Source organism: Amycolatopsis sp. NPDC114504, assembly GCF_055633595.1.
The window spans coordinates 1212907-1235657 of sequence record NZ_JBVKDU010000001.1 but is presented as its reverse complement, the minus strand read 5'-3'; the positions used below and the strand labels follow the sequence as shown (position 1 = coordinate 1235657).

Below are 22751 nucleotides of genomic sequence, written 5' to 3'. Positions count from 1 at the left end.
CATGCCGGTCGCCGAAGCGCACGTCGATACCCCGCGCGCCGAGCGGTTCCTCGCCCAGCTGTGCCGCCACGCTGAAGCCATGGGCGCCCGTCACCCGCACCGCGGGGATGGGCAACCGCGTCCCGAAGTCGTGAAGGTCGAGTACGCCGGCAACGAAGGGAAGATCACCTTCAGCTGGGGTGACTGCACCCTCCGGTCCACTTCGGACACGTTGTGGGTGCGCGTCGAAGCCGAAAACACTGACCAGCTGGCGCGGCTTCAGGGCATTCTCGCCGCGGACCTGGAGAGGTTCGGCCGGCGTGACGACCTCGAGGTGACCTGGCACGGCCAGGAAGGAGCAGCCGTCCGCCGGTCGCGGGGTACGGCGATCGCGCTCGTCGTCGCCGTGGTGGTCGCCGTGGCCGCGCACCTGGTGTTCGGTGGCGCCGCGCTGGCCGCGTGGCGCTGGACGAGCGTGGTCGCCGACGTCCTGGTGGGGCTGGTGATCCTGAAGATCGTCGCGGTGACGTTGTTCGCGCGGCGCCGGTTCCGAGGACACGGACTCGCTGCGCTCACCTCGGCGCGAACTCACCACGGAAGACCGCCGGACCCGAGTGCGTGACAGGTCAGGGTCTCCGGGCTGCCGACGGAACCGGGGCGGCATCGCGCGGGTGCGACGCCGCCCCGGCTTTGCTCAGCTCTGCGCGAGCAAGCCCCGCATCTCGGTGATCTCGGCCTGCTGGGCGTCGATGATCTTCCGGGCCAGTGCCTTGGCGTCGGTGCTGCCGCCCTTGGCGAGTTCGGTCCCGGCCATGTCGATCGCGCCCTGGTGGTGCTTGATCATCATGTCCAGCCACATCTTGTCGAACTCGGCGCCCTTGGCGGCCTCGAGCTTCTTCATGTCGTCTGCGGGCATCATCCCGGGCATGTCGTGATCCATGCCGGGCATGCCGGACATGCCGGCGCCCCAGGTGGTCAGCCAGCCCTGCATCTGCCGGATCTCGGGGTCCTGGGCCTTCTCGATCCGGCTCGCGAGGTCGAGCACCTTCGGGTTCGTGCTGCGTGACGGCACGAGCTTCGCCATCTCGAGCGCCTGGCTGTGGTGCGGGACCATCTGCTGGGCGAACGTGACGTCGTCGGCGTTGTGGCCGGCGTCCGCCTGCGCCGACGGGCTGGAGCTCATCCCGGGCATGGAGTCGTTGCTGCTGCAGGCGCCGAGCAGGACGGCGGAGGCCAGCACGAGGCCGGCGATGGTGAAGTTTTTGCGCATGACAAATCTTTCTCTGTGAATGTGCGGGATCCGACGGTCGGGGGAAACCGCCCGATCAGGTCCGCAGAACGCACAGAGAAGTCAGGATGGCGCGGCCGTTTCCGTCCGGAGGACGTCCCCGGCTCGGTGAGCCGCGGGAGTCGGCCGTCCGGGAGAACGCCGTGGTGAACCACGAGACACCCAGCAGGACGGCGACGGCCAGCAGAAGGGCGCCCGCCGCGCACAGGACGGCGAGGCAGAGGTGGAGGATGTCGTGCAGGCCGCCGGGCATGCCCGGATCGTGGTCGCCGGAGCCGGTTTCCGGCGGAGCGGTGGCTGACTGCGGACCGGGGTCCGCCATGGCGTGCATGGCCGTGCCGCCGGCGGCGTTCGCCATCCCGACGTGGTGCATGGCGACGACGCCCAGGGCGAGCGCGCACAGGAGGAGAACCTGCTGCACCTTGCCGAGCCGGGTCGCCGTCACGGCTTCACCGTATCAACCACGGGCAGCTCCCCGGCGGGCGCTGGTTTCGGCGCAGCGCGGGTTCGTGAAAGAAGTTCTGCGTGGAGGTACACGGATCGTGCACGGCAGCAGTCTACGTAGTGATGGCTGACTACGAGGACTTCGTCCGGGCGCACCTGCCGCGGTTGCTGCGCTACGCGACGATGCTGACCGGGGAGCGGGAACAGGCCGCTGACCTGGTGCAGGACGTGCTGGTCAAAGCGTACCGACGGTGGTCGCGGATCAGCGACGCCGAGCACCCCGACCGTTATGTCCTGCGGATGGTGACCAACGACTACCTGTCCTGGCGGCGCAGCCGGTCGGCGCGGCTGATCGCCGTGGGCGACCCGCCGGACGAGGCGCGGCCGGATGACTTCGCGTCGGACCACGCGGCCCGCGAGGACATGTGGCAGCGCTTGGCGCGGTTGCCGCGGCGCCAGCGCGCGGTCGTGGTGCTCCGGTACTACGAGCAGCTCGCCGACACCGACATCGCGGACCTGCTCGGCTGCGCGCAGGCCACCGTGCGAGCCCACTCCCGCAAAGCACTGACGACCCTGCGACACGGCCTGAGCACCGACCGGATGGCCCAGGCGAAGGAGAGCTGATGGACATCGAGAGCCTGATCAAGGACACCTTCACCGCCCACGAGCCCGACGCCCCCGACAGCGACCAGGTGCTCGCGGCCACGCGTCAGCGCCTCGACCGCAAGCGCGCCGCGGTGAGCCGTCCGCTCGCGGCCGGCGCGGGGGTGGTGCTGCTCGCCCTGGGCGTGGTCGCCGCCGTCGCGCTGAACCGGCCCGCGGGCGACAACCAGGTAGCCGCGGGCGCCGGCCAGGCCGGCGGTCCGGTCGCCGTCGAGGCACCGGCCAAGGCGGCCATCGCGGAGCTGGCCATGCCCTACTCGCTCGGCTGGCTGCCGCCGGGCAAGGCCGACTACCTCGCGCGCCGAATCAACATCGGTGGCAGCGCGGCCGACCCGCACAAGCCGGTGTACGGCGGCGAGTACATGCTGACCGTGACGTCCGGGCGTCAGGTCCTGCTCGTCGACGTGCAGGAGATGAAGATGATGCCGGTCGGGCAGGCTGCCTTCAAGTCCGGTCCGGGCCGGGCCGTCACGATCGGCGGGCGGGCCGGCGTGGAGAGCTCGAACTCCGGCGGCCCGGGCGGTTACGAGGTGTACCTGACCCACCCCGAGGGTGGTTCGCTGTACGTCAACGTGGCCGCGCAGCCGGGCAGCACGGCGTCGGCGCAGCAACTGACCGACGCGGGCCGCCGCGTCGCGGAGAACGTCGCCTTCCCGGGCAAGACCACCGTCACCCCGGCGTTCGGCCTCGGCAAGCTGCCCGACGGCCTGCGGATGTGCACGTTCGGCGTCGAGCAGGGCGGCCCCTTCGGTTCGAGCGGTTCGAGCGGTCCGCGCACGAGCTACTCGGTGGGCACGTGCAGCACCTTGCCGCCGGTCCAGGTGCGCGGCGACGAGGCCGGCCAGGTGCGCGGCACCGCGGGACAGCCGGTCCAGGGACACGCGACCCGCTACGTGGACGAGAACGGTTACCGCACGCTCTGGATCCTCAAGGCCGTCCACGACGCGCCGATCGCCATTGCGGGCCCCGGCGCGCAGGCGGAGCTGTACGCCATCGCCGAGCACCTCGTCCTGCCCCGCTGAGGTCCCGTGGGTCCTCTTCGGACACGACCGAGGAGGACCCACGGTCGGCGGCCCCGGGCGTGTCTGTTCGTCGTCACGTGCCCGCCGGTTGTCGCGTCGTGGGCCGGCGGATGGCCAGCAGCACGGTGTCGTCCGCGTAGAGCACCACATCGTGCATGCGGTTCACGACTTCGCGCGGCAGCCCCGCCGTGGGCCAGTCGGCGTGCGCGCCGGCCTGTTCCAGCAAGCGGGCCTGGCCCTCATCGATGTTCTTGCGGGTTTCGACCAGTCCGTCGGTGTAGAGCAGCAAGGTCGCCCCCGGCTCGAGCTCGACGTCGAGCAGGCGCGGGCTGCCCGGATCGGGGAACCCGACTCCGCGGCCGGTGGCCGGAGGGCACAGGAGCCGCGTCGAGCCGGCGGGGTCGATGAGGACGGGTTCCGGGTGGCCGCCGTTGGCGAGCCGGGTCGCGCCGGTCGCGGGGTCGATCCGGGCCAGCACCACGGTCGCCATGAGGTGGGGCGCGATCGGTGCGACGGTGCGCGAAGCGTGGGCGATCAGGTCGGGAAGGGGGTGCCCTTCCAGCGCGAGGGTGCGGATCGTGTGGGTGACGGTGAGGGCGTCGCGGGTCGAGGCGACGCCGTGGCCGACGGCGTCGACCAGCGTTATGTGCAGGTGGCCGTCGGGCAGGACGAACCAGTCGTAGAGGTCGCCGCCGGTGGGGGAGTCCGGTTCGGTGGGGGAGTAGCAGACGCCGAGCTCCAGGCCCGGGACCGACGGTGGCGGGGGCCGCAGCGCGTCTTCCAGTTCCTGGAAGATCCGCGAGTGGGCGTGGCGGAGCTGCTCGTCGCGCTGTTCGAGTTCGACGTACATGGCCAGCACGCCGCTGTTGGTCTCGGCCAGCTCCTGCTTGAGTTCTTGCTGTTCGCGGGCGAGCGCGTCGGCCCGGTGGGTGAGCGCGAGCAGCTCTTCGCGGGTCGCCTGTTCGTCATCGGCCGGTGCGGGGATCGGGCGGTCGCCGGTGATGAGGCGCCAGGTGGCGCGGCCGTCGTCCGTCGCGGTCGCGGGCCGCGGCAGGGTGTCGAGGTCGGACTGGCTGACCGGCTCCGGCAGCCGGACGCTGACCGTGAGTACGCCGTCGTCCACGGCGGTTTCCAGGTCGATGGTCCCGCCGGCGGCGAGGACCGGGTCGGTGAGATGGCCGACCGCCAGCACCAGCCGGGCTCGGTTTTCGGCGGGGATCCCGCCTTCGCCGCACGCGGTGCGAACTCGGCGTCGCAGCCGCGCGACGGCTTCTTGCCGGTTGATGCCGAGTATGCCGGCCGCCCCGCCCGAAGCCGGCTCCGTGCGAGACAGATCCACGAGGATCACTCTCGCACCTCGCCGCCGAACCGGCAGAACGATGACAAAGGTCCGCGGCGGCGAGGATGCGTTGTCAGGCCGACGTGGACTTCGAGTCAACCCGATTGCGGGTCGGAGTCGTCGTGTTGATCACCCGACGAGGTTCCCTGCTCGCCTCGGGCTTCTTCGTCGTTCGGGGATTCCGCGGCGTCGCGGCGGTCCTCGGGGGACGGTTCGGTCACGGTGGTCTCCTTTCGTCAGGCCACGGCTACCCCCGGGTGCGCAGGACAAACGCGGGACCTCCCCGCGGCACGGTCGGTTGAAGCGGGTGATGCCGGGTATACCCCCGGTAACCAAGGAGGCTGCCGATGTCGACCGACGCGATCGTTCTGCTCAAAGAGGATCACCGGAAAGTCGAGAAGCTGTTCAAGGCGTTCGAGAAGGCGGGTGACAAGGCTTTCAAGGAGAAGCGCAAGCTCGTCGACGCGATGGTCGAGGAGCTGACGACCCACACCTACATCGAAGAAGAGATCTTCTACCCGGTCGCCAAGGAAGCGGTCCCGGAAACACGCGACCACGTGCTGGAAAGCGTCGAAGAGCACCACGTGATGGTGTGGCTGATGGCCGAGCTGCGGGACCTGGACCCGCAGGACGAGACGTTCGACGCGAAAGTCACCGTGCTCACGGAGAACGTCCGCCACCACGTCGAGGAAGAAGAAGAGGAGTGGTTCCCGGAGGTTCGCAAGGCATTGGGCCGCAAGCGCCTCCAGGAAGTGGGGCAGCGCATGCTCGACGCCCGTCCGGACGCGCCCAAGGATCCCCTGAAGATCGCCAGCGCGCACGCCTGAGTGACTGGCGGCCGACCGCTCAAGGGCGCATGCGCAGGATCAACGCGACCACGTCCTCCGAATGGGCCGCCGGACTCAGGACTTCCTGCAAGAGCAGCCCTCGAATCGCCGCGATCGTGACAGTCGCCAAGGTCAGCGCTTCCGTCGCGTCGAGCTCTTCCGCGCGGGAGGCCAGCAGCTTCGTGAGGTCGTCGAGGGAGTCGATGAACTCGCGGAAGTCGTCCGGGTTGTACGCGGCCAGACCCGCGACGTGGAAGAAGCCGCGTACGCGCGACAGCTGCTCCGGGCGGGTGTACGACCGCCAGATCGCCCTCACGAGGTCGTCGAACGTGCCCTGCTGGGCGGCCTTGAACAGCTCCTCGTTGTCACGCGTTCGCTGGGCCTCGAGCATCGCCGCCAACACGCCCGAGAGCGACCCGAAGTGGTAGCGCAGGAGGGCGTGGCTCGTCTCGGTCCGGGCCGCGACCTCGCGCAGCGACACCTCCGGGGAGGGAAGAGCCTCGTCGAAGGCCTCGAGGAGCCGGGCCAGGAGACGCTCGCGGGCGTCGCCCTTGCTTGACAGGATCACCTCCGCAGTTTATCCATTGGAAAAGAGAGACTGCAACGGCGGAGGGATTGCGATGAGCGCGATGTGGCAGGGCTGCCTCGCTGACACCGACTACTTCGAGCTGCGTTCAGGCGGTGGGCACAACTACGGCGTCTGGGTCACCACGCCACCGGGCTACGACCCCGCCACGACGCGAGCGCCGGTCGTCTACGTGCTCGACGGCAACTGGGCCGTCGGCATGACCGCTCCGCTCATCGTCACCCAGCTGGACCCCATGCAGCGGCTCCAGCCCTACATCCAGGTCAGCGTCGGCTACGCGGGCGACGAAGCCCAGCACTGGGCCCGGCTGCGCAACCGGGACCTCGTGCCACCCGGCGAGCCCATCGCCCAGGAGCTCGTGGATGCCGTGGAGATCGGACTTCAGGCGGGCGCGATGACGCGCGAGGAAGCCGACGCCTACCTCGCCGAACTGCGCGACACCCGCGCCGATGCGTTCCTGCGTTTCCTCGTCGACGACCTGCACCCGCGGATCGAACGCGACTACGGCGTCGCCGAGAGCGGCCACGGCCTCTTCGGTTACTCCTACGGCGGACTCTTCAGCCTCTACGCCTGGCTCACCGGCACCACGCTTTTCGAGAGCATCGGCGCGGGCAGCCCCGGTGTCGCCGGCGAAGACAGCATGGTCTTCGCCCAGCTCCAGGAGATGGGTGACAGCCTGCCTGCCGCCAAGCTCCACGTGACCCTCAACGACCGGGAACTTCTCGGAGACCTGGCCGTTTACCAAAGCATCGCGAAGAACACGGCCGCCCTCCTGCACCGCCTCACCTCACGCGGTGGCGACGTCACCAGCGCCGTCCTGCGCGAAACGCACGTGACCGGCCTGCAGGCCTCCTTCCTCAGCTACCTCAGGACCTGCCGCGCCCGGTGAGGGCGCACCCGCCGGGTCAGTCGGATCCGTTGTCCGGCAACGGGAACTTCGGCGGCGTCAGCGGCACGTCGAGACTTCCTTCGACGAGCTCCGTCCGCAGCCGGTTCGTGGCCTTCCAGCCGTCCAGGGCCCGGGCCGGGTCGGCCGCCGAGACCGCCAGGAGCAGCGCGTCCACGAGGAGGAGCTGGCACACCAGGCCGCTGGGCAGCGCGTTCTCCGTGGACGGCGTCACCAGCACCGTGTCCACCCGGTCCGCGAAGTGGCTGGCCAGCATCTCGGTGATCAGCACGATCTTGCAGCCGATGCGGAGCGCTTCGCTGATCGCGACGTCGTGTTCGCGCACGTGGCGCAGCGGGGCGACCAGCACCAGCGCCGAGTCCGGCCGCAGCTGGCCGAGCTCGTCGGCGAAGTTGTAGCCGGTCAGGCCGGTCACCGTCGCGATCCGGCCGATGCGGCGGAGCCCCAGCGCGAGTGAGTCGGCCACCGGCAGCGCCGATCCGTAGCCGACGACCAGGGTGTTCGCCGCCGCGGCGAGGGTGGCGGCCGCGGCCTCGAACGTCTCGGGCGGGACCGACCGGGGGAGCGCCTGGACGAGCTCGGCCGCGTCCAGGCTGATCTTGGCCAGGAGCTGACCGCCGTCGTCGGACCGGGTCAGGTGCTCGGCGAGGGTCTGCTCCGGGTCGCGGACCGGGTTGAGCACCGCCGCGGCCGCGCGGCGCAGTTCGCCGAGGCCGCTGAAGCCCAGCTGCTTGACCGTCCGGATGACCGTCGCGTCGCTGACCTCGGCCCGCCGCGCGATCTCCTGCGCCGAGAAGACCGACGCCTCGGCGGGGTGGCGGGCGAAGAAGTCGACCACCCGGATCCCGCCGGCGCTCAGCTGGTCACGGACCTGGGCGATGCGTTTCGTGAGCGTCTGATCCATCTAGTACCCACTAGACATTCGCGATTTCATGAAGTACACACTACATCACCCTGATGGGCGGAGGTAGTGAGATGCCACGGACACGCCGGTTGCTCGCGGCGGTACTGGTCCCGATCCTGACGTTGACCGGCTGCGGGCTCGGCTCGGCGGGCGCCGCCGACCCCGCGCTGGTGACCCGGCCCCACGGCCGGTGCGACCCGGCGATGACCGCGGCCCTCTCCGGGCCCGTCCGCCAGCGCGGCGCGTTCCAGGTCGCGATGGTGCCGGACACGCCGCCGATGGCCTACTACGCCGAGGACGACGCGACGATCGTCGGCTTCGACCGCGACCTGAGCCAGGCCATCGCCGACGTGTTCTGCGTCGGGACCGACCCGGTCCCCACCAACATCGACGCGGTCGTGCCCGGGCTCGCTTCCGGGCGCTACGACCTGGTGCTCGCCTCGCTCAGCCCGACCGCGGAACGGCGGAAGAAGGCCGACTTCGTCACGTACTACAACGGCGGGCAGGGCTTCCTCGCCGGCCGCACCACGGACTTCGCCGTGAACACCTACGCGGACCTGTGCGGCCGCGAGGTCGGCGTCGTCGTCGGGTCGGTCCAGCAGGGACAGCTGGACCAGGCGGGGAACACCTGTGCCGAGGCCGGGCGGCCCGCCTGGCGGGTCAGCCTGTTCCCCAACGGCAGCGCGGCGGTGCTCGCCCTGCGCAGCGGCCGCATCGACGTCCTGTACTTCTCGATCTCGCTGACGCAGTACGTCGCGAGCCGGTCGCCGGACCTGTTCCGGCTGGCCGGCCGGTACAAACGGGCCATCGTGGCGCTGGGCCTCAAACGGGACTCGCCGCTGACCGGCGCCGTCCACGACGCCGTGCGCCGCCTGATGGCCGACGGCACCTACCGCGCGATCCTGGACAAGTGGGGCCTCCAGGAGAACCACCTCGACACCACGGAGATCCTGAAAGGACGGTCCTGAGCATGGTTTCCCTCGACCGCGGCACGGAAACGCGGCTCCCGGCCCGGATCCTCGGGCGGAAGAAGTACGGCACGTGGATCGCCGGCGTGGTCGCCGCGGTGGTCGTCGCGCTGGTCCTCGTGTCCGCCTTCACGAACGAGAACTTCTCCTGGCCGGCGTTCGGGCACTACCTCTTCAGCCCGTCGCTGCTGCTCGGGTTGTGGCACACCGTCGAGCTGGCGGTGATCTCGATGGCGCTGTCGATCGTCCTCGGGGTCGTGCTGGCCATGATGCGCCAGTCGGCGAACAAGGTGCTGACGACGGCGGCGGGCGCGTACGTCTGGGTCTTCCGCGCGACGCCGCTGCTCGTGCTGCTGCTCCTGCTCTACAACCTGGCCGCGCTGTACCCGAAGCTTTCGTTCGGGACGCTGGTCTCGGTGGACACGAACACCGTCATCACGGTGGCGGGCGCGGCGATCATCGGGCTCACCCTGCACGAAGCGGCGTACTGCGCGGAGATCTTCCGCGCCGGGCTGATCTCCGTGGGGCGTGGTCAGCGCGAAGCGGCCGAGGCGCTGGGGATGCCCGGTTCGCTGGCGCTGCGCCGGATCATCCTGCCGCAGGCCATGCGCACGATCGTCCCGCCGCTGACCAACCAGTTCGTCAACGTCGTGAAGACGACGTCGATCGTCAGCGTCATCGCGATGCCGGAACTCCTCTACAGCGCCCAGATCATCTACGCGCGCACCTACGAGACGATCCCGCTGCTGCTGGTCGTGACGTTCTGGTACCTCGTCGTCACCGCTCTGCTCACCGTCGTCCAGCGACGCGTCGAACGCCACTTCAACCGCGGGGAGGCGGTCCTGTGACCACGTCGGCGATCGAGATCCGGGGCGTGCACAAGCGGTACGGCTCCCTGCCCGTCCTGCACGAGGTCGACCTGGTCGTGCGGCCCGGCGAGGTCGTCTGCCTGATCGGCCCGTCGGGATCCGGGAAGAGCACGTTGCTGCGGTGCATCAACAACCTGGAGAAGATCCAGGCGGGCTCGATCCTCGTCGACGGCGGGCTCGTCGGCTACCGGTGGGCCGGCGACGACCTGCAGGAGACGACGCCGCGCCAAGCCCGGCGCGCCCGCCGGGACATCGGGATGGTGTTCCAGCAGTTCAACCTGTTCTCCCACTTCACGGTGCTGCAGAACCTGATCGAGGCACCGGTCCGCGTGCTCGGCGTCCCGCGCCGCGAGGCGGTCGAGCGTGCCGACGAGCTGCTGGCGAAGGTCGGGCTGTCCGACAAGCGCGAGAGCTACCCGGCGCAGCTGTCCGGCGGGCAGCAGCAGCGCGTCGCCATCGCGCGCGCCCTGTGCATGAGACCGAAGCTCATGCTGTTCGACGAACCCACCAGCGCGCTGGACCCCGAGCTGGTCGGCGAGGTCCTCGACGTCCTGCGCGACCTCGCCCGGGACGACCTGACCATGGTCATCGTCACGCACGAAATGGGGTTCGCCCGTCAGGTGGCGGACACGATCGTCTTCATGGACCAGGGCCGGATCGTCGAACGGGGACCGGCCGGTCAGGTCCTCGACGCCCCGCGCGAGGACCGCACCCGCCGTTTCCTCGAGCGGGTCGGCTGAAAGGGAGGGATCGCACGTGAAATCCGTCGAGTACGCCGTCGTCGGGGGTGGTGTCGTGGGCACCGCCACCGCGTGGAACCTCGCCCGCCGCGGCGCGGAAGTCGTGCTGCTGGAAGGGAACGAGCTCGCGTCCGGCGCGTCGGGCGGCCCCGGGCGCCGGGGTGTCCGCGCGGGTGGCCGGGACCTGCGGGAGCTGCCGCTGGCGCGCCGCGCGATGGAGCTGTGGCCGGAGCTGGACTCGGCGCTGGGGGCGCCGACCGGCTACCGGCGCAACGGTCTCCTCAGCCTCTACGACGTCGAGGTCGCCGGGGTTTCGGGCTGGCAGAGCCTGCCCGCCCGGGCGCAGGCGCAGCGGGCGGCGGGCATCCCGTGCACGGTCGTCGAGCGCGAGCAGTTGGACGCAATGCAGCCGGGCCTCGCCGGCGACATCCGGGTCGCGCTCTTCACACCCGAAGACGGCACCGGCGACCACCCGGCGACCACGAGGGCGTTCGCCAAGGCCGCCGGCGAGCTGGGTGCGCGCGTCCTCGAGCACACCGCGGTGACCACGCTCGTCCCGCACGCCGACGGCTCGGTCACGCTGCGCCTGGCCGAGGGCGACGAGGTGCGCGTCACCCGCGGGGTGGTCCTCGCGGCCAACCGGGCGGTGCCGCGGCTGCTCGCGGACTCGTTCGGCCTGAGCCTGCCGGTGTGGGAGAAGGCCACCCAGGTCACGTTCGTCGCGCGGCCACCGGGCTTTTCCCTGAACCACCAGGTCGGGCACACCCGGCGCTCGCTGTCGGTGAAGCTGACCGACGAGGGCCGGGTGATGCTGTCCGGCGGGCGGCCGGGCGGCTGGGACGCGGCCAGCGGCGTCGGCACGCCCGATCCGGAGGTCCTGCGCGCCACCCTCGCCGACGTCGCCGCGACCATCCCGGCACTGGCCGGTGCCGAGGTGCTCGCCGTCGACAACAGCCGCGCCGACACCAGCACCATCGACCTGGTCCCGGTCATCGACGCCGTCCCCGGCCACGGCACGGTGTTCGCCGGCACCGGCTGGAGCGGCCACGGCTTCGCGCTGGCGCCGGCGGCCGGCGAGGCGCTGGCGGACTGGGCTCTCGACGGAAAACGCCCGGAAGCGGTGCGGCCCTTCACCTTCGGCCGGCTGGGCGTCGGCCGGGGGAGCGCCGGGTGATGTCCCGTCCGGCGGAGGGCCGCGGTTCAGGCCAGTGTCCGGTCTTGGCCAGATGCCGCGTTCCGGTGGTGGGACCCGGTCGGCCGTGATCGGATGTCCTCCGCGAGACGGACACGATGAGGGGACAGCGGCGGGGATGAACGACACCTGGCACGTGCCCGGGTACGCCGAGGTGGATGTGCTCGGCACCGGTGGTTTCGGGCGGGTCGTGCTGGCCAAGCACGAGGCCTCGGGGAAGATGGCGGCGATCAAGTACCTGCGCGCGGAGTTCCTCGCCGACGCGCGGATCGTCGACGGGTTCCGGCGGGAGGCGTGGCTGCTGTCCGGCGTGCGGAGCCCGCACGTGGTCCGGCTGTTCGACTTCGCCGAGACGCCCCAGGGTGCCGCGCTCGTCATGGAGGCGGTGCCCGGGGTGTCGCTGCGCGCCCTGCTGGTGGCGGAGAACGTCCTGGCGCCCGAGGCGGCGCTGGCGATCCTGAAGGGCTCGCTGCTGGGCCTCGCCGACGCGCACGCGGCGGGCGTCGTCCACCGGGACTACAAGCCGGGCAACGTGCTGGTGTCGCGGGAGGGCGAGTCGAAGCTGGTCGACTTCGGGCTGGCCACTTTGGACGGTCACAACGGACTGACCGCCGGCTCGCCGGCCTACATGGCGCCGGAGCAGTGGGCCGGCCAGCCCGGTGTGCCCGCCACGGACGTCTACGCGGCCGCGTGCGTGTTCTACCAGTGCGTCACCGGGCACCGGCCGTTCGAGGCGGAGACGAGCGAGCAGTTCCGCGCCCTGCACGGGGGAGCGCCGGTGCCGCTGGACGTGGTGCCCGAGCCGCTGCGCCCGCTGATCGCGCGGGGCATGGCGAAGGACCCGGCGTGGCGGCCGGCGACGGCCGAGGCCTTCGTGACCGAGCTGGAAGCCGTCGCCCGCGAGGCCTACGGGAAGAACTGGGAGAAGCGCGGCTGGAAGCGGCTGGCCGGCTCGGCCGCGGCGCTGACCGCGCTGACGCCGTTGGCGCTCCTGACGACCGCCGGCACGGCCGCCGCGCCGCTCGCGGCGGCCGGTGCGGGTGCCGGCGTGACGGCCGCGGGCACCGGGACCGGGGTGACCGCGGCGATGGCCGGCAAGATCGCCGCGGCGGTCGCGATCGCCGCCGGGCTGGTCGCCGGCGGCCTGGTGCTCCTCCCGAGCGGCGACGATCCGCCCGCCCCGCCGCCGGCGGCGGCGCTGACGGTCGCGACGCAGACCCTGTCCGGGCGGGACCCGGCCCTGCCGATGAGCTACGACCTCCAGTACGCGCAGGTGTCCGGGGGTGCCGACGCCGCGGTCCGGCAACGGATCAACGACGCGTTAAAGGCGCCGATCGACAAGCGGCTGAAGTCGGTGCGGGACGCGGTCGCCCAGCCGGATCTGGTCGATCGGTTCCGGGAGGCGGGCGAGACGGCCGCGCTGCACTCGACCGCGCGGGTCCTGCTGCGGACGCCGGGCCTGCTTTCCGTGCGGTACGACCACGATCTCGACTCGGACCTGCTGGGGCACACCACCTGGCGGTTCCCCGAAGCGTTCTCCGTCGACCTCGCGACGGGGCAGGTGCTGGGCCCGAAGGACGTGTTCCGGCCCGAGATCCTGACCGCCGCCGGCATGCGGACGCTGACCCGGCGGCTGACACCGCACACGCAGAACGGTTTCTGCACCGTGCCCACGGTCGTGGGTGATTCGGAGCGGCAGGTCAGCATGGACGCCGCGGACCGGCCCGGCGGCGGTGACCACGTGCCGGCCGCGATGTTCGGGTTCACCGGGGCCGGGGCCGAGTTCGAGATCCTCTGGTACGAGCTCGGCTGTGATTCGGCGTCCGGGAAAGAGTCCGTGGCGCTGCCGTACGACGAGCTCGGCGACCTGCTGCAGCCCAAGTTCCTGACGATGCTGGGCCGGACGGCGCCGTCCGCTTCTCCGACGTCGGCGCCGCCGGGTGCCGGCAAGACGTACACGAACGCCCGCTTCGGCTTCACCACCCAGGTGCCGCCGGGCTACACCGCGTCGTCGTGGGTTCCGGAGAACGGCGAGGGGATGCGGTTCACCGACGCCGGTCTCGGCGCGACGCTGACGGTGTGGGGCACCAACTCGGGAGGCAGCCGGCCGGCCGACGAGCTGGCCCAGCTGGTGGCCTCGGTGGAAGGGAACGGCGGCCGGGTGACCTTCCGTGACGCCGACGGCGCCGGGTACACGGTCTCCGGCTACCAGGGCGACGGCAAGATCTTCTACGAGCACGAGTCCATCGGCACCGGTTCGGCGGCCGGCCTGCGCTGGGTCTATCCGGCCGAGCACAAGGCGGAGCTCGACGGGCCGGTCACCGACACGGTCAAGGCGTTCAAGACCGGCGATCTTTCCCGGCCGCACTGACCGCCGGTTCGCCGCGGTCCCCGCGCAGGTAGCGGGTCACCATGGCGACCAGCTCGTCCTCGAATGTCTCGACCGCGGCGGTCCGCGGCGCGGCCATGAACTTGTGGGTGTTCATCTCCACCGTGAACAGGACGATCTCCGCGGCGACGTCCGCGTCGCCCACGTGGACGTCGGGGTGCCGGACGATGATCTCCCGCACCTGGGCCGTGCGCAGCTTCCCGTGCCGGTCGATCGCGTCGAGCAGGTCCTGGGAAACCGGCGCCTCCTCGACCATCACCCGGAGCAGCCGCGGGTCGTCGCGGTGGTTGTCGATCGCGTCGCGGATCAGCGCCCGGACCGTCGCCTCCAGCGTCCCGGGGGAGAGGTCGAGGGTGCCGACGTCGGTCCACGTGCCGCGGTCGATGTGCTGGACCAGGAGCTCGGCGAGGATGGCGTCCTTGTTCGGGAAGTACTGGTAGAGCGAGCCGATGGAGATGCGGGCGTGCCCGGCGATGCGGTTGGTGGTCCCGCCGGCGTAGCCGTGCTCGGCGAAAACGTGAGCAGCCGCGGTCAGGATGCGCTCGCGGGTGAGCTCGGCGCGCACCTGACTGGGCTTGCGACGTGGCTCCAAGCGGCGATCGGCCGGGGGCATCCTGGTCCTCCTGACGGGCGGCAAAAGCGAGTAGCCAGTATCTGAGCTATTGCTCATAATAATGTAGTGACCAGCGGAAACAAGACCCAAGGCGAGCACCTGCTGACCACGGCGGGCGAGGTCGAGGCGATCCTGGGGCGGCCGCCGTCGATGATCATGCTGAAGCAGATCGGTGCCCTGGACGAGGGCTGCCGGACCGTCCTCGCGCACTCCCCGCTGGCGGGCTTCGGCTACCGCGACGCCCACGGCGTCAGCCGGACGACGTTCCTCGGCGGCGCGCCGGGCTTCGTGCGCGTCCACTCGCCCACGCGGATCTCCTTCGCCCTCCCCGACGGCGACGCGCACGGCCCGGTGTCGTTCGTCTTCCTCCTGCCGGGCGTCGGGGAAACGTTGCGCGTCAACGGTTCCGTGGCCAAGCGGAAGGGGGCCGAGACCTTCGTCGACGTCGAAGAAGCGTACGTGCACTGCGCGCAAGCCGTCATCCGCTCACGGCTGTGGCAGCCGCCCGCCCCCGCCGGGCCGGTGCCCGAGGTCGACGGTGACGGCCCGCTGCGCGGCCCCGGCGTCGCGGAGTTCCTCGCCGCCGCGCCGTTCCTTGCTCTGTCCACTTGGGACGGTTCGGGCGGCGGCGACACCAGCCCCCGCGGCGACCGGCGGACGGTGGCGCGGATCCTCGACGGCCGGACGCTGGCAATCCCGGACCGCAAGGGCAACAAGCGCGCGGACAGCCTCCACAACGTGCTCCAAGACGACCGCGTGTCCTTCGCCGCGCTCGTCCCGGGGCGGACCGGGGTGCTGCACGTCAGCGGCCGGGCGTCGATCACCGACGACCCCGCGTTGCTGGCGTCGATGGCGTTGCGCGGGACACCGCCGCAAGCGGCGCTGCTCATCGACGTCGACCACGCCGAAGTGACCGCGAGCGACGCGGTGCGTTCGCGGGTGTGGACCCCGGCCGCGCACCTGGAGCGCGGCACGGTGCCGGACCTGATGGTGCTGGCCGGCGACCACCTCGCCGCGAACATGGCCGAGGCCCAGGGCGGGCTGCTTCCCCGCGTGCTCAAGGCCGTCTCGGCGATCCCCGGCCTCGGCCGCCTCATGCGGCTGGTGATGAACCGCGCCTACGCGTCCGGGCTGCGGAAGGAGGGCTACGACGACGTCGAGGTCAACGCGCCGCGGGCGGCCGGAACCTCGGTGGAGAACGGCTTGCGGGAGGTGCGCGTCGCGGAGGTGCGCCGGGAGACCGCGGACGCGGTCACGCTCGTGCTGGAAGACGCCGAGAATCCGGGTGCGTTCGACTTCCGGCCCGGCCAGTTTTTCACGCTGATCGCCGACATCGACGGCCGCCCGGTCCGGCGCGCGTACTCGGCGTCCTCGGCACCGGGGACGGCGCGGCTGGAGGTCACGATCAAGCGGGTCGACGGAGGCCGGTTCTCGACCCACGCCCTGCGCGCGGGAGACCGGCTGTCGGTGCGCGGCCCGTCCGGATCGTTTCACGCCGACCCGGCGGCAGGGTACGACGTCGTGCTGATCGCCGCGGGCAGCGGTGTGACGCCGATGATGAGCGTGATCCGCACGCTGCTCGCCGTGGCGCCGTCGGGCCGGATCGCGCTGCTGTGCAGCAACCGCGACTTCGAGGATGTCATCTTCGCTTCCGAGCTCCGGCGGCTGGAAGAGGCGAACCCGGACCGGTTGTCGGTCACGCACGTCCTGACGCGACGGCAGGGCCGCCTCGACGCTGCGGGAGTGCACGGTTGGCTGGCCGAGGTGGGCCCGTCGGACGACGCCCGGTACTACCTGTGTGGACCGGAGGCGTTGATGGAGACGGTCCAGGTCGTTCTGGCCGAGCGCGGGGTACTGGGGGAGCGGGTGCACCACGAGCGGTATACGAGCGGCGCGGACGGGGCGGTTGCTGCGACTGCGCCTCAGCGGATGGTCGTCGAGGAGGGGGCGCACGAGGTGGGGGCGGTGGTGGTCGAGCCGGGTCAGACGCTGCTCGACGCCGGGTTGGCGGCCGGGTTGCCGATGCCGTACTCGTGCACGGTCGGCAACTGCGGGGACTGCATGGTGAAGCTGCGGAGTGGCGAGGTCGTGATGAACGGGCCGAACTGCTTGACCGCCGGGCAGAAGTCCGACGGTTACATCCTTGCCTGCGTGGGCTTTCCCTTGTCGAAGGTCACTGTGGATATCACCGATCCGTCAGCCGCGCAGGTGGGGTAGTACCTCGGCGCCGAGGCGGGTGACGTTCGCCAGGGTGCGACTCCGATCGCCGGTGCCGTCGACCAACGCGATCACATGGTCGATACCCGTGCGTTCCGCGCCCAGCTCGAGCCGCTCGACGCAGTCGGCCGCGCTGCCCACGGGATGCAGCCCGCACAGCAGGTCCGTGTACATCTCGGGATCCTGCCGCGACCGCGGCCGTCCGTCGATCGGCTGGTAGCCGGCCAGGCCCTCGGCCAGCCAGCCCGGCATTGCCGCCCGCAGCTCCGCCACGGCCTCCTCGCGGGTATCGGCGACGTGGGCGAGCACGGCCGAAACATGCCCGACGCCGTCGGGATCGTGGCCGGCGGTGCGCGCCGCCCGGGCGTAGTGCTGGACCATTCCGGCCTTCTCGCCATCGCTCATCTGCAGGCCCAGCAGCATCGGCAACCCGCGGGCGGCAGCCAATTCGGCTGTCGCGGCCGACGTGCAGGCCACCACCACGGGCGGGTGCGGCCGGGTGAGGGGCCTCGGCACCACGGGCACCTCGCGGAACGCGAAATGCTTCCCGGCCGCCGCGATCCGTTGCCGTGTCAGGGATTCGAGCAAGAGGTCGAGGCTTTCGGCGAAGCCGTCCTCGTAGCGGGCGAGGCCGGTGCCGAACACCTCCAGATCCACCCACGGCCCGCCCCGGCCGACGCCGAGCCGGAGCCTTCCGTCGCTGAGCTGGTCCAGCAACGCGACCTGCTCGGCCAGCAGCACCGGGTGCGTCGTGGACAGCACGCTGACCGCGGTACCGATGGCGATCCGCGACGTGCTCCCCAGCGCGTGCGCGGCGAAGGTGATCGCCGACGGGCACGTCCCGTACGACATGAAGTGGTGCTCCGCGATCCAGGCGTCGTCGAAGCCCGCGGTCTCCGCGCACGCCACCGTGTCGCGGGCTCGGCGCAGCGCCATTCCGTCGTCCTGACCGGGAAACCTTCCCGCCAGGACGAACACCCCGACCCGCATCCGGCCTCCCCGCCCTCGCAGCGCTCAACGCCGTGAAGGTAACGCGCCCGGTTCGCTGACGCCGAGGGTGAAGTCGAAGTTCCCCACGCCGTGGTTGGCCAGGCTGATCATCAGCAGACCCGCCCCTTCCAGCCAGCGCGCCATCTCCAGGCCACCGGCGTCCAGCGGGCGCAGCCCGAGGCTCTCGATGAACGCCGACACGCTCGTCTTGGCCCGCGCGTCGTCGCCGGCGAAGAGGACGTCCAGCCGGCGGCCCGGGGCCAGGATGTGGCCGAAGACGGTGTTGAACGCCTTCACGACGTGCGTGCTCGCCGGGACGGCCTTCGCGACCTCTTGCGCGGCGGAACTGCCGTCGGGGGTGGCGAAGCCCTTGAGATCGGGCGCGACGGGGTTGCAGATGTCGATGACGACCTTGCCGGCCAGCGCGTCCCCGTACCGGGCGACGACCGGCAGGACGCCGGCGTACGGCACGGCGAGGATGACGAGGTCGCCGGCCGGGGCGGTGCCGAACGTCCCGGCCGTGGCGCCGCCGCCGAGCGCCGCGGCCAGTTCCTCGGCCTTGGCCCGGTCGCGGCCGACGACCTCGACGGCGTTGCCGCCCTCGACCGCGCGGGTGGCCAATGCCCTGGCCATGGTCCCCAGGCCGATGATGCTGACGCTGCTCATGGGTTTTCCTGCTTTCCGATCGGTTACCTCTCAAGGCTGGCATCGGCCCGAATCGGCGTCCAAGACCCGTTTCGGCCGCGGTGATAACCTGAAGGCATCACCAGATCGGGGAGGCGCCATGGATCTGGACCTGCGCAAACTGCGCTACTTCGTCGCCGTGGCCGACCGGTTGCACTTCGGCCGCGCCGCCGAGGAGCTGCACATCGCGCAGCCGGCGCTCAGCCGCCAGATCCGTGCGCTGGAACAGGATCTCGGCGCCTCGCTGTTCACCCGGGACCGCCACGGCGTCGAGCTGACCGACGCGGGCCGGCAGCTCCTTGCCGACGCCGGTCCACTGCTGGCGTCCGCGCACGCCGTCCGCCGCCGGGTTTCCGTGGCCGCTCGCGGCGGCCGGCGGCTGGTAGTCGGCTTCCGGGCCGGCATCCCGGTCATCCCGGCGGCGCGGGCGTTCGAGGCCCGGCATCCGGACGTCGTCGTGGACGTGCAACGGATGGAGTGGGACGACCAGGCGCCGATGCTGCTCGACGGCCGCGTCGACGTCGGCTATGTGCGGCTGCCCATCGACGAGACCGGTCTGCGCGTGACTCCGCTGTACACCGAGCCGCTCATGGTGGTGCTGCCCGCGGGCCACCGGCTGGCCGGCAAGGAGGAGGTCACCGAGGCCGACCTGGCCGGTGAGCCGCTGGTCTGGCACGACCCGAGCACGCTGCCCACCAGCCGGCCGTTCCCCGACCCCGGGCTCCGGGTGCGCGGGGTGGAGGAGAAGCTCGAGCACGTCGCGGCCGGGCGGGGCATCTCGTTCGCGGAGCGTTCGGAGACCGTGTTCTATTCGCGTCCGGACATCAGCTACGTCCCCATCCCGGAACTCGCGCCCGGCCAGGTGTGCCTCGCGGTGGCGTCGTCACGCTCCTCGCCGCTGGCCGACGGCTTCTTCGCCGCCGCGCGGGCGACGGCCGGGATCACGGCGGAATGCGGGAACTCCGAGGCCTATTCGGACGGTCGCGGAGAAGCGTAAACCGCGCCCCCTGACCGCGGATCGCGGCCACCATGGCGACATGGCGTTCACCGAACCACCCGATCCCGGCCGCGCGGGTACGCTGGCCGAGCTCATCGCGCAGTTGCGGCTGCTCAAAGCCTGGGCGGGCGGCCCCTCCTACGCGCACATCGCCGAGCGGGTCAACCGGCTCTGGACCGCCGCCGGGCGGCCGCCCGGCGAGCGCACCGCCCGGACGACCGTCGCCGACTGCTTCAAGGTCGGCCGGGCCCGGCCCAACACCGATCTCCTGCTGGCCGTGGTCGAGGCGCTGCACCCGGATCCGGGTTATGTCGCCGGCTGGCAGGACATGCTGCGTGTCGTCCGCAGCCGCGCGGAAGCGGCGACCTTCGTGCAGGCTCAGCTAGGCCTGCCCGAGGCGATCCCGCACTTCACCGGGCGCCGGGCGGACCTCGCGGGGCTGTGCGCGGTCCTCGGCGACGCCGCGGGCGGGCACGTGTCGGCCATCGCGGGCATGGCCGGGGTCGGCAAGACCGGGCTGGCCGTGCACGTCGGCCACGAGCTGCTGCGCACGGGCCGGTTCGACAACGCGCTCTTCGTGAACCTGCGCGGGTTCCACCCCGATCCCGGCCGGCCGCCGGTCGATCCCGGCGCGGTGCTCGACTCGTTCCTGCGGCTGCTCGGCGTGCCCGGGCACGCCGTCCCCGCCGACCTGGCGGGCAAGCAGCGGGCGTACCGGGAGCGCTCAGCCGGGCGGCGCCTGCTGGTCGTCCTCGACGACGCGCGCGGCGAGGACCAGGTCCGGCCGCTGCTGCCCGACGAGCGGGGCGGGCCGGTGCTCGTCACCAGCCGGACCGCGCTCTCCGGGCTGACCGGCGCGGCGCACGTGCGGCTGGACACGCTGACCCCGGACGACGCGCTCGCCTACCTGCGGCGCACCGTCGGCGCCGAGCGGGTCGACCAGGAGCTTGACGTGGCCCGGCGGATCACCGCCGAGCTGGGCAACCTGCCGCTCGCGCTGACCCTCGCCGCGTTGCGGATGACCGCGCCCGCGCACCGGTCGTGGCTGCTGGCCGACCACCTGGAGCGGCTCGAGCAGCGGCGCGCGCACCTGCGGCTGGACAACGTCGTGGACGCGTCCGTCAGCCTGTCCTACGACCAGCTCGGCGAGCCCGAACGGCGCGCCTTGCGGCTGCTCGCCCTGCACCCGGGCGCGGACCTGGACGCCTACGGCATCGCCGCGCTCGCCGGGACCGGCCTGGCCGAGGCGACCCGGACCGCGGACCGGCTCGTCGCCGCGAGCCTGGTGCGGCGCGGCGAGGGGGACCGGTTCGAGCTGCACGACCTCATCCGCGCGTTCGGGATGGCGCGGGCCGAGGACGAGGACGTCTCCGCCGGCCGGCGGGCGGCGCTGTCCGGCCTGCTCGACTACTACACGTTCGCCACCGCGACCGCGATGGACCACTACGCGCCGCGCGTCCGTGGCCACCGGCCGCAGGTCCCCGACCCCGGCCTGCCGATCCCGCCGCTGACCGACCGCGAGCTGGCGGCCGCGTGGCTGGACGCCGAACGCGCGAACCTGGTCAGCGCCGGCGTCCACGGGGTGCGGTCGGGCCACGCCGGGCTGCTCTCGCGGATCCTGTTCCGGTACCTGCAGACCGGCGGTTACATCCGGGAGGCGCTGGTCCTGCACACGAGCGCGACGGAGTCGGCGGACCCGGTCGCCCGCGGGCACGCGCTGGTGAGCCTCGCGGCCACCCACAGCCAGGTCGGCCGTTACGAGGTGGCGACGCGGCACGCCGAACAGGCGCTGGACTGCTTCCGCGGCGCGGACGACCGCGAGGGTGAGTGCCGGGCGCTCGGCACGCTGGGCGCGATCGCGTCGTGGAACGCCGACTTCGTGCGCTCGGCGGGGTTCCTGCGGGAGGCGCTGACCCTGGCCCGCGCGGTCCGCGACCGGTCGGCTGAACGCACCGCGCTGACCAACCTCGGCTACGTCTACGGCCGGCTGGGCTGGTACGCCGAGGCGCTGGAGATCCACGTGAAGGCGCTCGCCATCGACCAGGAGACCGGCGACCTGTCCGACACGGGTCGCACCCTGCTCAACATCGGCGACACGCACCTGCGGTCCGGCCGGCGCGCGGAGGCCTGCGGTTACTTCCGCCGCGCGACGGCGATCGCCGAGCAGGCGGGCGACCGCGACCTCCACCTGGAAGCGCTGCTGTGCCTCGCGGACGCGTCTTTGGAGCTCGGCCGCACCGCCCCCGCCCGGACGACGTACGAGTGCGCGCTCGCGATGGCGGCGGACCTCGGCGTCATGCACCACGCGGCCCGCGCGCACACCGGCCTCGCCCGGGCCCTGACCGCGCTGGGCGACCCGGGACGCGCCCGCGACCACTGGCTCGCCGCCCGCGATCACCACCGTGAGCTGGGCCTGCCGGAACCGGCCGAGATCACCGCGGGTGCCGGGTGGTCGGTCGCGGCCGGTGGGTGAGGTGCCGGTGTCGCGCGTGCCGAGCCGGGCTGGCTCCCGGGCGCCGGGCTGTCGGTGAACTTCGGGCGCGAGTCGGGTGCCGGGCTGCTGTCGGCGAACCTCGGGCACGTGAGCCGGGTGCCGGTGTCGCGCGTGCCGAGCCGGGCTGGCTCCCGGGCACCGCGCTGTCGGTGAACCTCGGACGTGCGAGCCGGGTGCTGGGCTGCTGTCGGTGAACTTCGGGCGCGGTCCGGGTGCCGGGCCGCTATCGGTGAACTTCGGACGCGCGAGCCGGTGCCGGTGTCGCGCGCGAGTCGGGTGCCGGGCCGCTGTCGGCGAACCCCGGACCCGCGAGCCGGGTGCCCCGGTGGCGGCGTCCGGGTTCGTCCGGGATTGCTGCCCGGGGACGGCGCCGACCGCGATGCTCGCAGCCGGTGCGGGAATGCGGAAACGCTTCCCGCACCGTGGACATCCACCGTCGAAGGGAGAAACCATGGGGCGCCTGATCGACCGCGTGCTGGCCCGGATCGTGCCCACCGCCGAAGCCTCCGCCTGCGCTGGCGGCTACTTCTGCAACTCCGCCGGCCACCCCGGCTACTGGTACCGGTTCTGCTGCCCGCAGACCGGCTGCGAGTGGTCCAAGGTCCGCAGCACCTGCTGACCACCGGTCCCGAGCCTGCC

The 22751-nt window shown here is 72.0% G+C and carries 23 protein-coding genes; 14 read left to right on the top strand and 9 right to left on the bottom strand.

Annotated features, from left to right (window positions below):
• Position 1 precedes the first annotated feature (1 nt).
• Positions 2–601: a DUF2218 domain-containing protein gene (locus tag ACZ7PG_RS05705; protein WP_470237926.1), complete on the top strand. Its 600-nt coding sequence runs from the start codon at positions 2–4 to the stop codon at positions 599–601.
• Positions 602–673: 72 nt separating this feature from the next.
• Here ACZ7PG_RS05705 and ACZ7PG_RS05700 read toward each other — a convergent pair whose 3' ends face one another.
• Both ACZ7PG_RS05700 and ACZ7PG_RS05695 read right to left on the bottom strand, forming a co-directional pair.
• A complete protein-coding gene (locus ACZ7PG_RS05700; RefSeq protein WP_470237925.1) occupies positions 674–1249 on the bottom strand; it encodes a DUF305 domain-containing protein in 576 nt (191 codons plus the stop codon).
• Positions 1250–1304: 55 nt separating this feature from the next.
• Positions 1305–1712, bottom strand: coding sequence for a DUF6153 family protein (locus ACZ7PG_RS05695; RefSeq protein WP_470237924.1), 408 nt, complete (start codon positions 1710–1712; stop codon positions 1305–1307).
• Between the two features lie 122 nt (positions 1713–1834).
• Between ACZ7PG_RS05695 and ACZ7PG_RS05690 the strand changes: the two genes are divergently transcribed.
• Together ACZ7PG_RS05690 and ACZ7PG_RS05685 are read left to right on the top strand one after the other, a co-directional pair.
• Positions 1835–2335 carry a SigE family RNA polymerase sigma factor gene (locus ACZ7PG_RS05690; protein WP_470237923.1) on the top strand — a complete coding sequence of 167 codons (501 nt, stop codon included), beginning with the start codon at positions 1835–1837 and terminating at the stop codon, positions 2333–2335.
• Positions 2335–3396: a hypothetical protein gene (locus tag ACZ7PG_RS05685; RefSeq protein ID WP_470237922.1), complete on the top strand. Its 1062-nt coding sequence runs from the start codon at positions 2335–2337 to the stop codon at positions 3394–3396. Before ACZ7PG_RS05690 ends, ACZ7PG_RS05685 begins: the two co-directional genes overlap by 1 nt.
• 73 nt (positions 3397–3469) lie before the next feature.
• On the opposite strand, the gene ACZ7PG_RS05680 is transcribed toward ACZ7PG_RS05685, so the two are convergent.
• On the bottom strand, positions 3470–4744 hold the full coding sequence (locus ACZ7PG_RS05680) for a PP2C family protein-serine/threonine phosphatase (protein WP_470237921.1): 1275 nt from the start codon (positions 4742–4744) through the stop codon (positions 3470–3472).
• An 86-nt stretch (positions 4745–4830) separates the two neighbouring features.
• Positions 4831–4956 (bottom strand): hypothetical protein, encoded by a 126-nt coding sequence (locus ACZ7PG_RS05675; RefSeq protein WP_470237920.1) that lies wholly within the window; start codon positions 4954–4956, stop codon positions 4831–4833.
• Positions 4957–5082: 126 nt separating this feature from the next.
• Between ACZ7PG_RS05675 and ACZ7PG_RS05670 the strand changes: the two genes are divergently transcribed.
• Positions 5083–5562, top strand: a complete 480-nt coding sequence (locus ACZ7PG_RS05670; protein WP_470237919.1) for a hemerythrin domain-containing protein — start codon at positions 5083–5085, stop codon at positions 5560–5562.
• A 19-nt stretch (positions 5563–5581) separates the two neighbouring features.
• On the opposite strand, the gene ACZ7PG_RS05665 is transcribed toward ACZ7PG_RS05670, so the two are convergent.
• The gene (locus ACZ7PG_RS05665) at positions 5582–6130 is read right to left on the bottom strand and encodes a TetR/AcrR family transcriptional regulator (RefSeq protein ID WP_470237918.1); all 549 of its coding nucleotides are present in this window, start codon (positions 6128–6130) and stop codon (positions 5582–5584) included.
• A 52-nt stretch (positions 6131–6182) separates the two neighbouring features.
• Here ACZ7PG_RS05665 and ACZ7PG_RS05660 point away from each other — a divergent pair, with 52 nt between their 5' ends.
• A complete protein-coding gene (locus ACZ7PG_RS05660) occupies positions 6183–7037 on the top strand; it encodes an alpha/beta hydrolase (RefSeq protein ID WP_470237917.1) in 855 nt (284 codons plus the stop codon).
• A 16-nt stretch (positions 7038–7053) separates the two neighbouring features.
• On the opposite strand, the gene ACZ7PG_RS05655 is transcribed toward ACZ7PG_RS05660, so the two are convergent.
• On the bottom strand, positions 7054–7959 hold the full coding sequence (locus ACZ7PG_RS05655) for a MurR/RpiR family transcriptional regulator (RefSeq protein ID WP_470237916.1): 906 nt from the start codon (positions 7957–7959) through the stop codon (positions 7054–7056).
• A 71-nt stretch (positions 7960–8030) separates the two neighbouring features.
• Between ACZ7PG_RS05655 and ACZ7PG_RS05650 the strand changes: the two genes are divergently transcribed.
• From ACZ7PG_RS05650 to ACZ7PG_RS05630, 5 genes are all read left to right on the top strand, one after another.
• Positions 8031–8927, top strand: a complete 897-nt coding sequence (locus ACZ7PG_RS05650) for a transporter substrate-binding domain-containing protein (RefSeq protein WP_470237915.1) — start codon at positions 8031–8033, stop codon at positions 8925–8927.
• Positions 8928–8929: 2 nt separating this feature from the next.
• Positions 8930–9775: an amino acid ABC transporter permease gene (locus ACZ7PG_RS05645; protein WP_470237914.1), complete on the top strand. Its 846-nt coding sequence runs from the start codon at positions 8930–8932 to the stop codon at positions 9773–9775.
• Positions 9772–10536, top strand: a complete 765-nt coding sequence (locus ACZ7PG_RS05640) for an amino acid ABC transporter ATP-binding protein (protein ID WP_470237913.1) — start codon at positions 9772–9774, stop codon at positions 10534–10536. The genes ACZ7PG_RS05645 and ACZ7PG_RS05640 overlap by 4 nt, the downstream gene beginning before the upstream one ends.
• A gap of 16 nt (positions 10537–10552) precedes the next feature.
• Positions 10553–11710 carry an NAD(P)/FAD-dependent oxidoreductase gene (locus tag ACZ7PG_RS05635; protein ID WP_470237912.1) on the top strand — a complete coding sequence of 386 codons (1158 nt, stop codon included), beginning with the start codon at positions 10553–10555 and terminating at the stop codon, positions 11708–11710.
• A gap of 136 nt (positions 11711–11846) precedes the next feature.
• A complete protein-coding gene (locus ACZ7PG_RS05630; RefSeq protein ID WP_470237911.1) occupies positions 11847–14099 on the top strand; it encodes a protein kinase domain-containing protein in 2253 nt (750 codons plus the stop codon).
• Here ACZ7PG_RS05630 and ACZ7PG_RS05625 read toward each other — a convergent pair.
• Positions 14068–14730 (bottom strand): TetR/AcrR family transcriptional regulator, encoded by a 663-nt coding sequence (locus ACZ7PG_RS05625; protein WP_470237910.1) that lies wholly within the window; start codon positions 14728–14730, stop codon positions 14068–14070. The genes ACZ7PG_RS05630 and ACZ7PG_RS05625 overlap by 32 nt on opposite strands.
• 66 nt (positions 14731–14796) lie before the next feature.
• On the opposite strand from ACZ7PG_RS05625, the gene ACZ7PG_RS05620 reads away from it, so the two are divergent.
• On the top strand, positions 14797–16947 hold the full coding sequence (locus ACZ7PG_RS05620; protein WP_470237909.1) for a 2Fe-2S iron-sulfur cluster-binding protein: 2151 nt from the start codon (positions 14797–14799) through the stop codon (positions 16945–16947).
• Here the strand turns inward: ACZ7PG_RS05620 and ACZ7PG_RS05615 are convergent.
• Together ACZ7PG_RS05615 and ACZ7PG_RS05610 are read right to left on the bottom strand one after the other, a co-directional pair.
• Positions 16927–17937 (bottom strand): LLM class flavin-dependent oxidoreductase, encoded by a 1011-nt coding sequence (locus ACZ7PG_RS05615; protein WP_470237908.1) that lies wholly within the window; start codon positions 17935–17937, stop codon positions 16927–16929. The two genes, ACZ7PG_RS05620 and ACZ7PG_RS05615, sit on opposite strands and share 21 nt — an antisense overlap.
• A 24-nt stretch (positions 17938–17961) precedes the next feature.
• The gene (locus ACZ7PG_RS05610) at positions 17962–18603 is read right to left on the bottom strand and encodes an NADPH-dependent F420 reductase (protein ID WP_470237907.1); all 642 of its coding nucleotides are present in this window, start codon (positions 18601–18603) and stop codon (positions 17962–17964) included.
• Positions 18604–18721: 118 nt separating this feature from the next.
• Here ACZ7PG_RS05610 and ACZ7PG_RS05605 point away from each other — a divergent pair, with 118 nt between their 5' ends.
• From ACZ7PG_RS05605 to ACZ7PG_RS05595, 3 genes are all read left to right on the top strand, one after another.
• Positions 18722–19618 (top strand): LysR family transcriptional regulator, encoded by an 897-nt coding sequence (locus ACZ7PG_RS05605; protein ID WP_470237906.1) that lies wholly within the window; start codon positions 18722–18724, stop codon positions 19616–19618.
• 40 nt (positions 19619–19658) lie between these two features.
• Positions 19659–22091, top strand: a complete 2433-nt coding sequence (locus tag ACZ7PG_RS05600) for a tetratricopeptide repeat protein (protein ID WP_470237905.1) — start codon at positions 19659–19661, stop codon at positions 22089–22091.
• Between the two features lie 472 nt (positions 22092–22563).
• The gene (locus ACZ7PG_RS05595; protein ID WP_470237904.1) at positions 22564–22731 is read left to right on the top strand and encodes a hypothetical protein; all 168 of its coding nucleotides are present in this window, start codon (positions 22564–22566) and stop codon (positions 22729–22731) included.
• Positions 22732–22751: the final 20 nt, after the last annotated feature.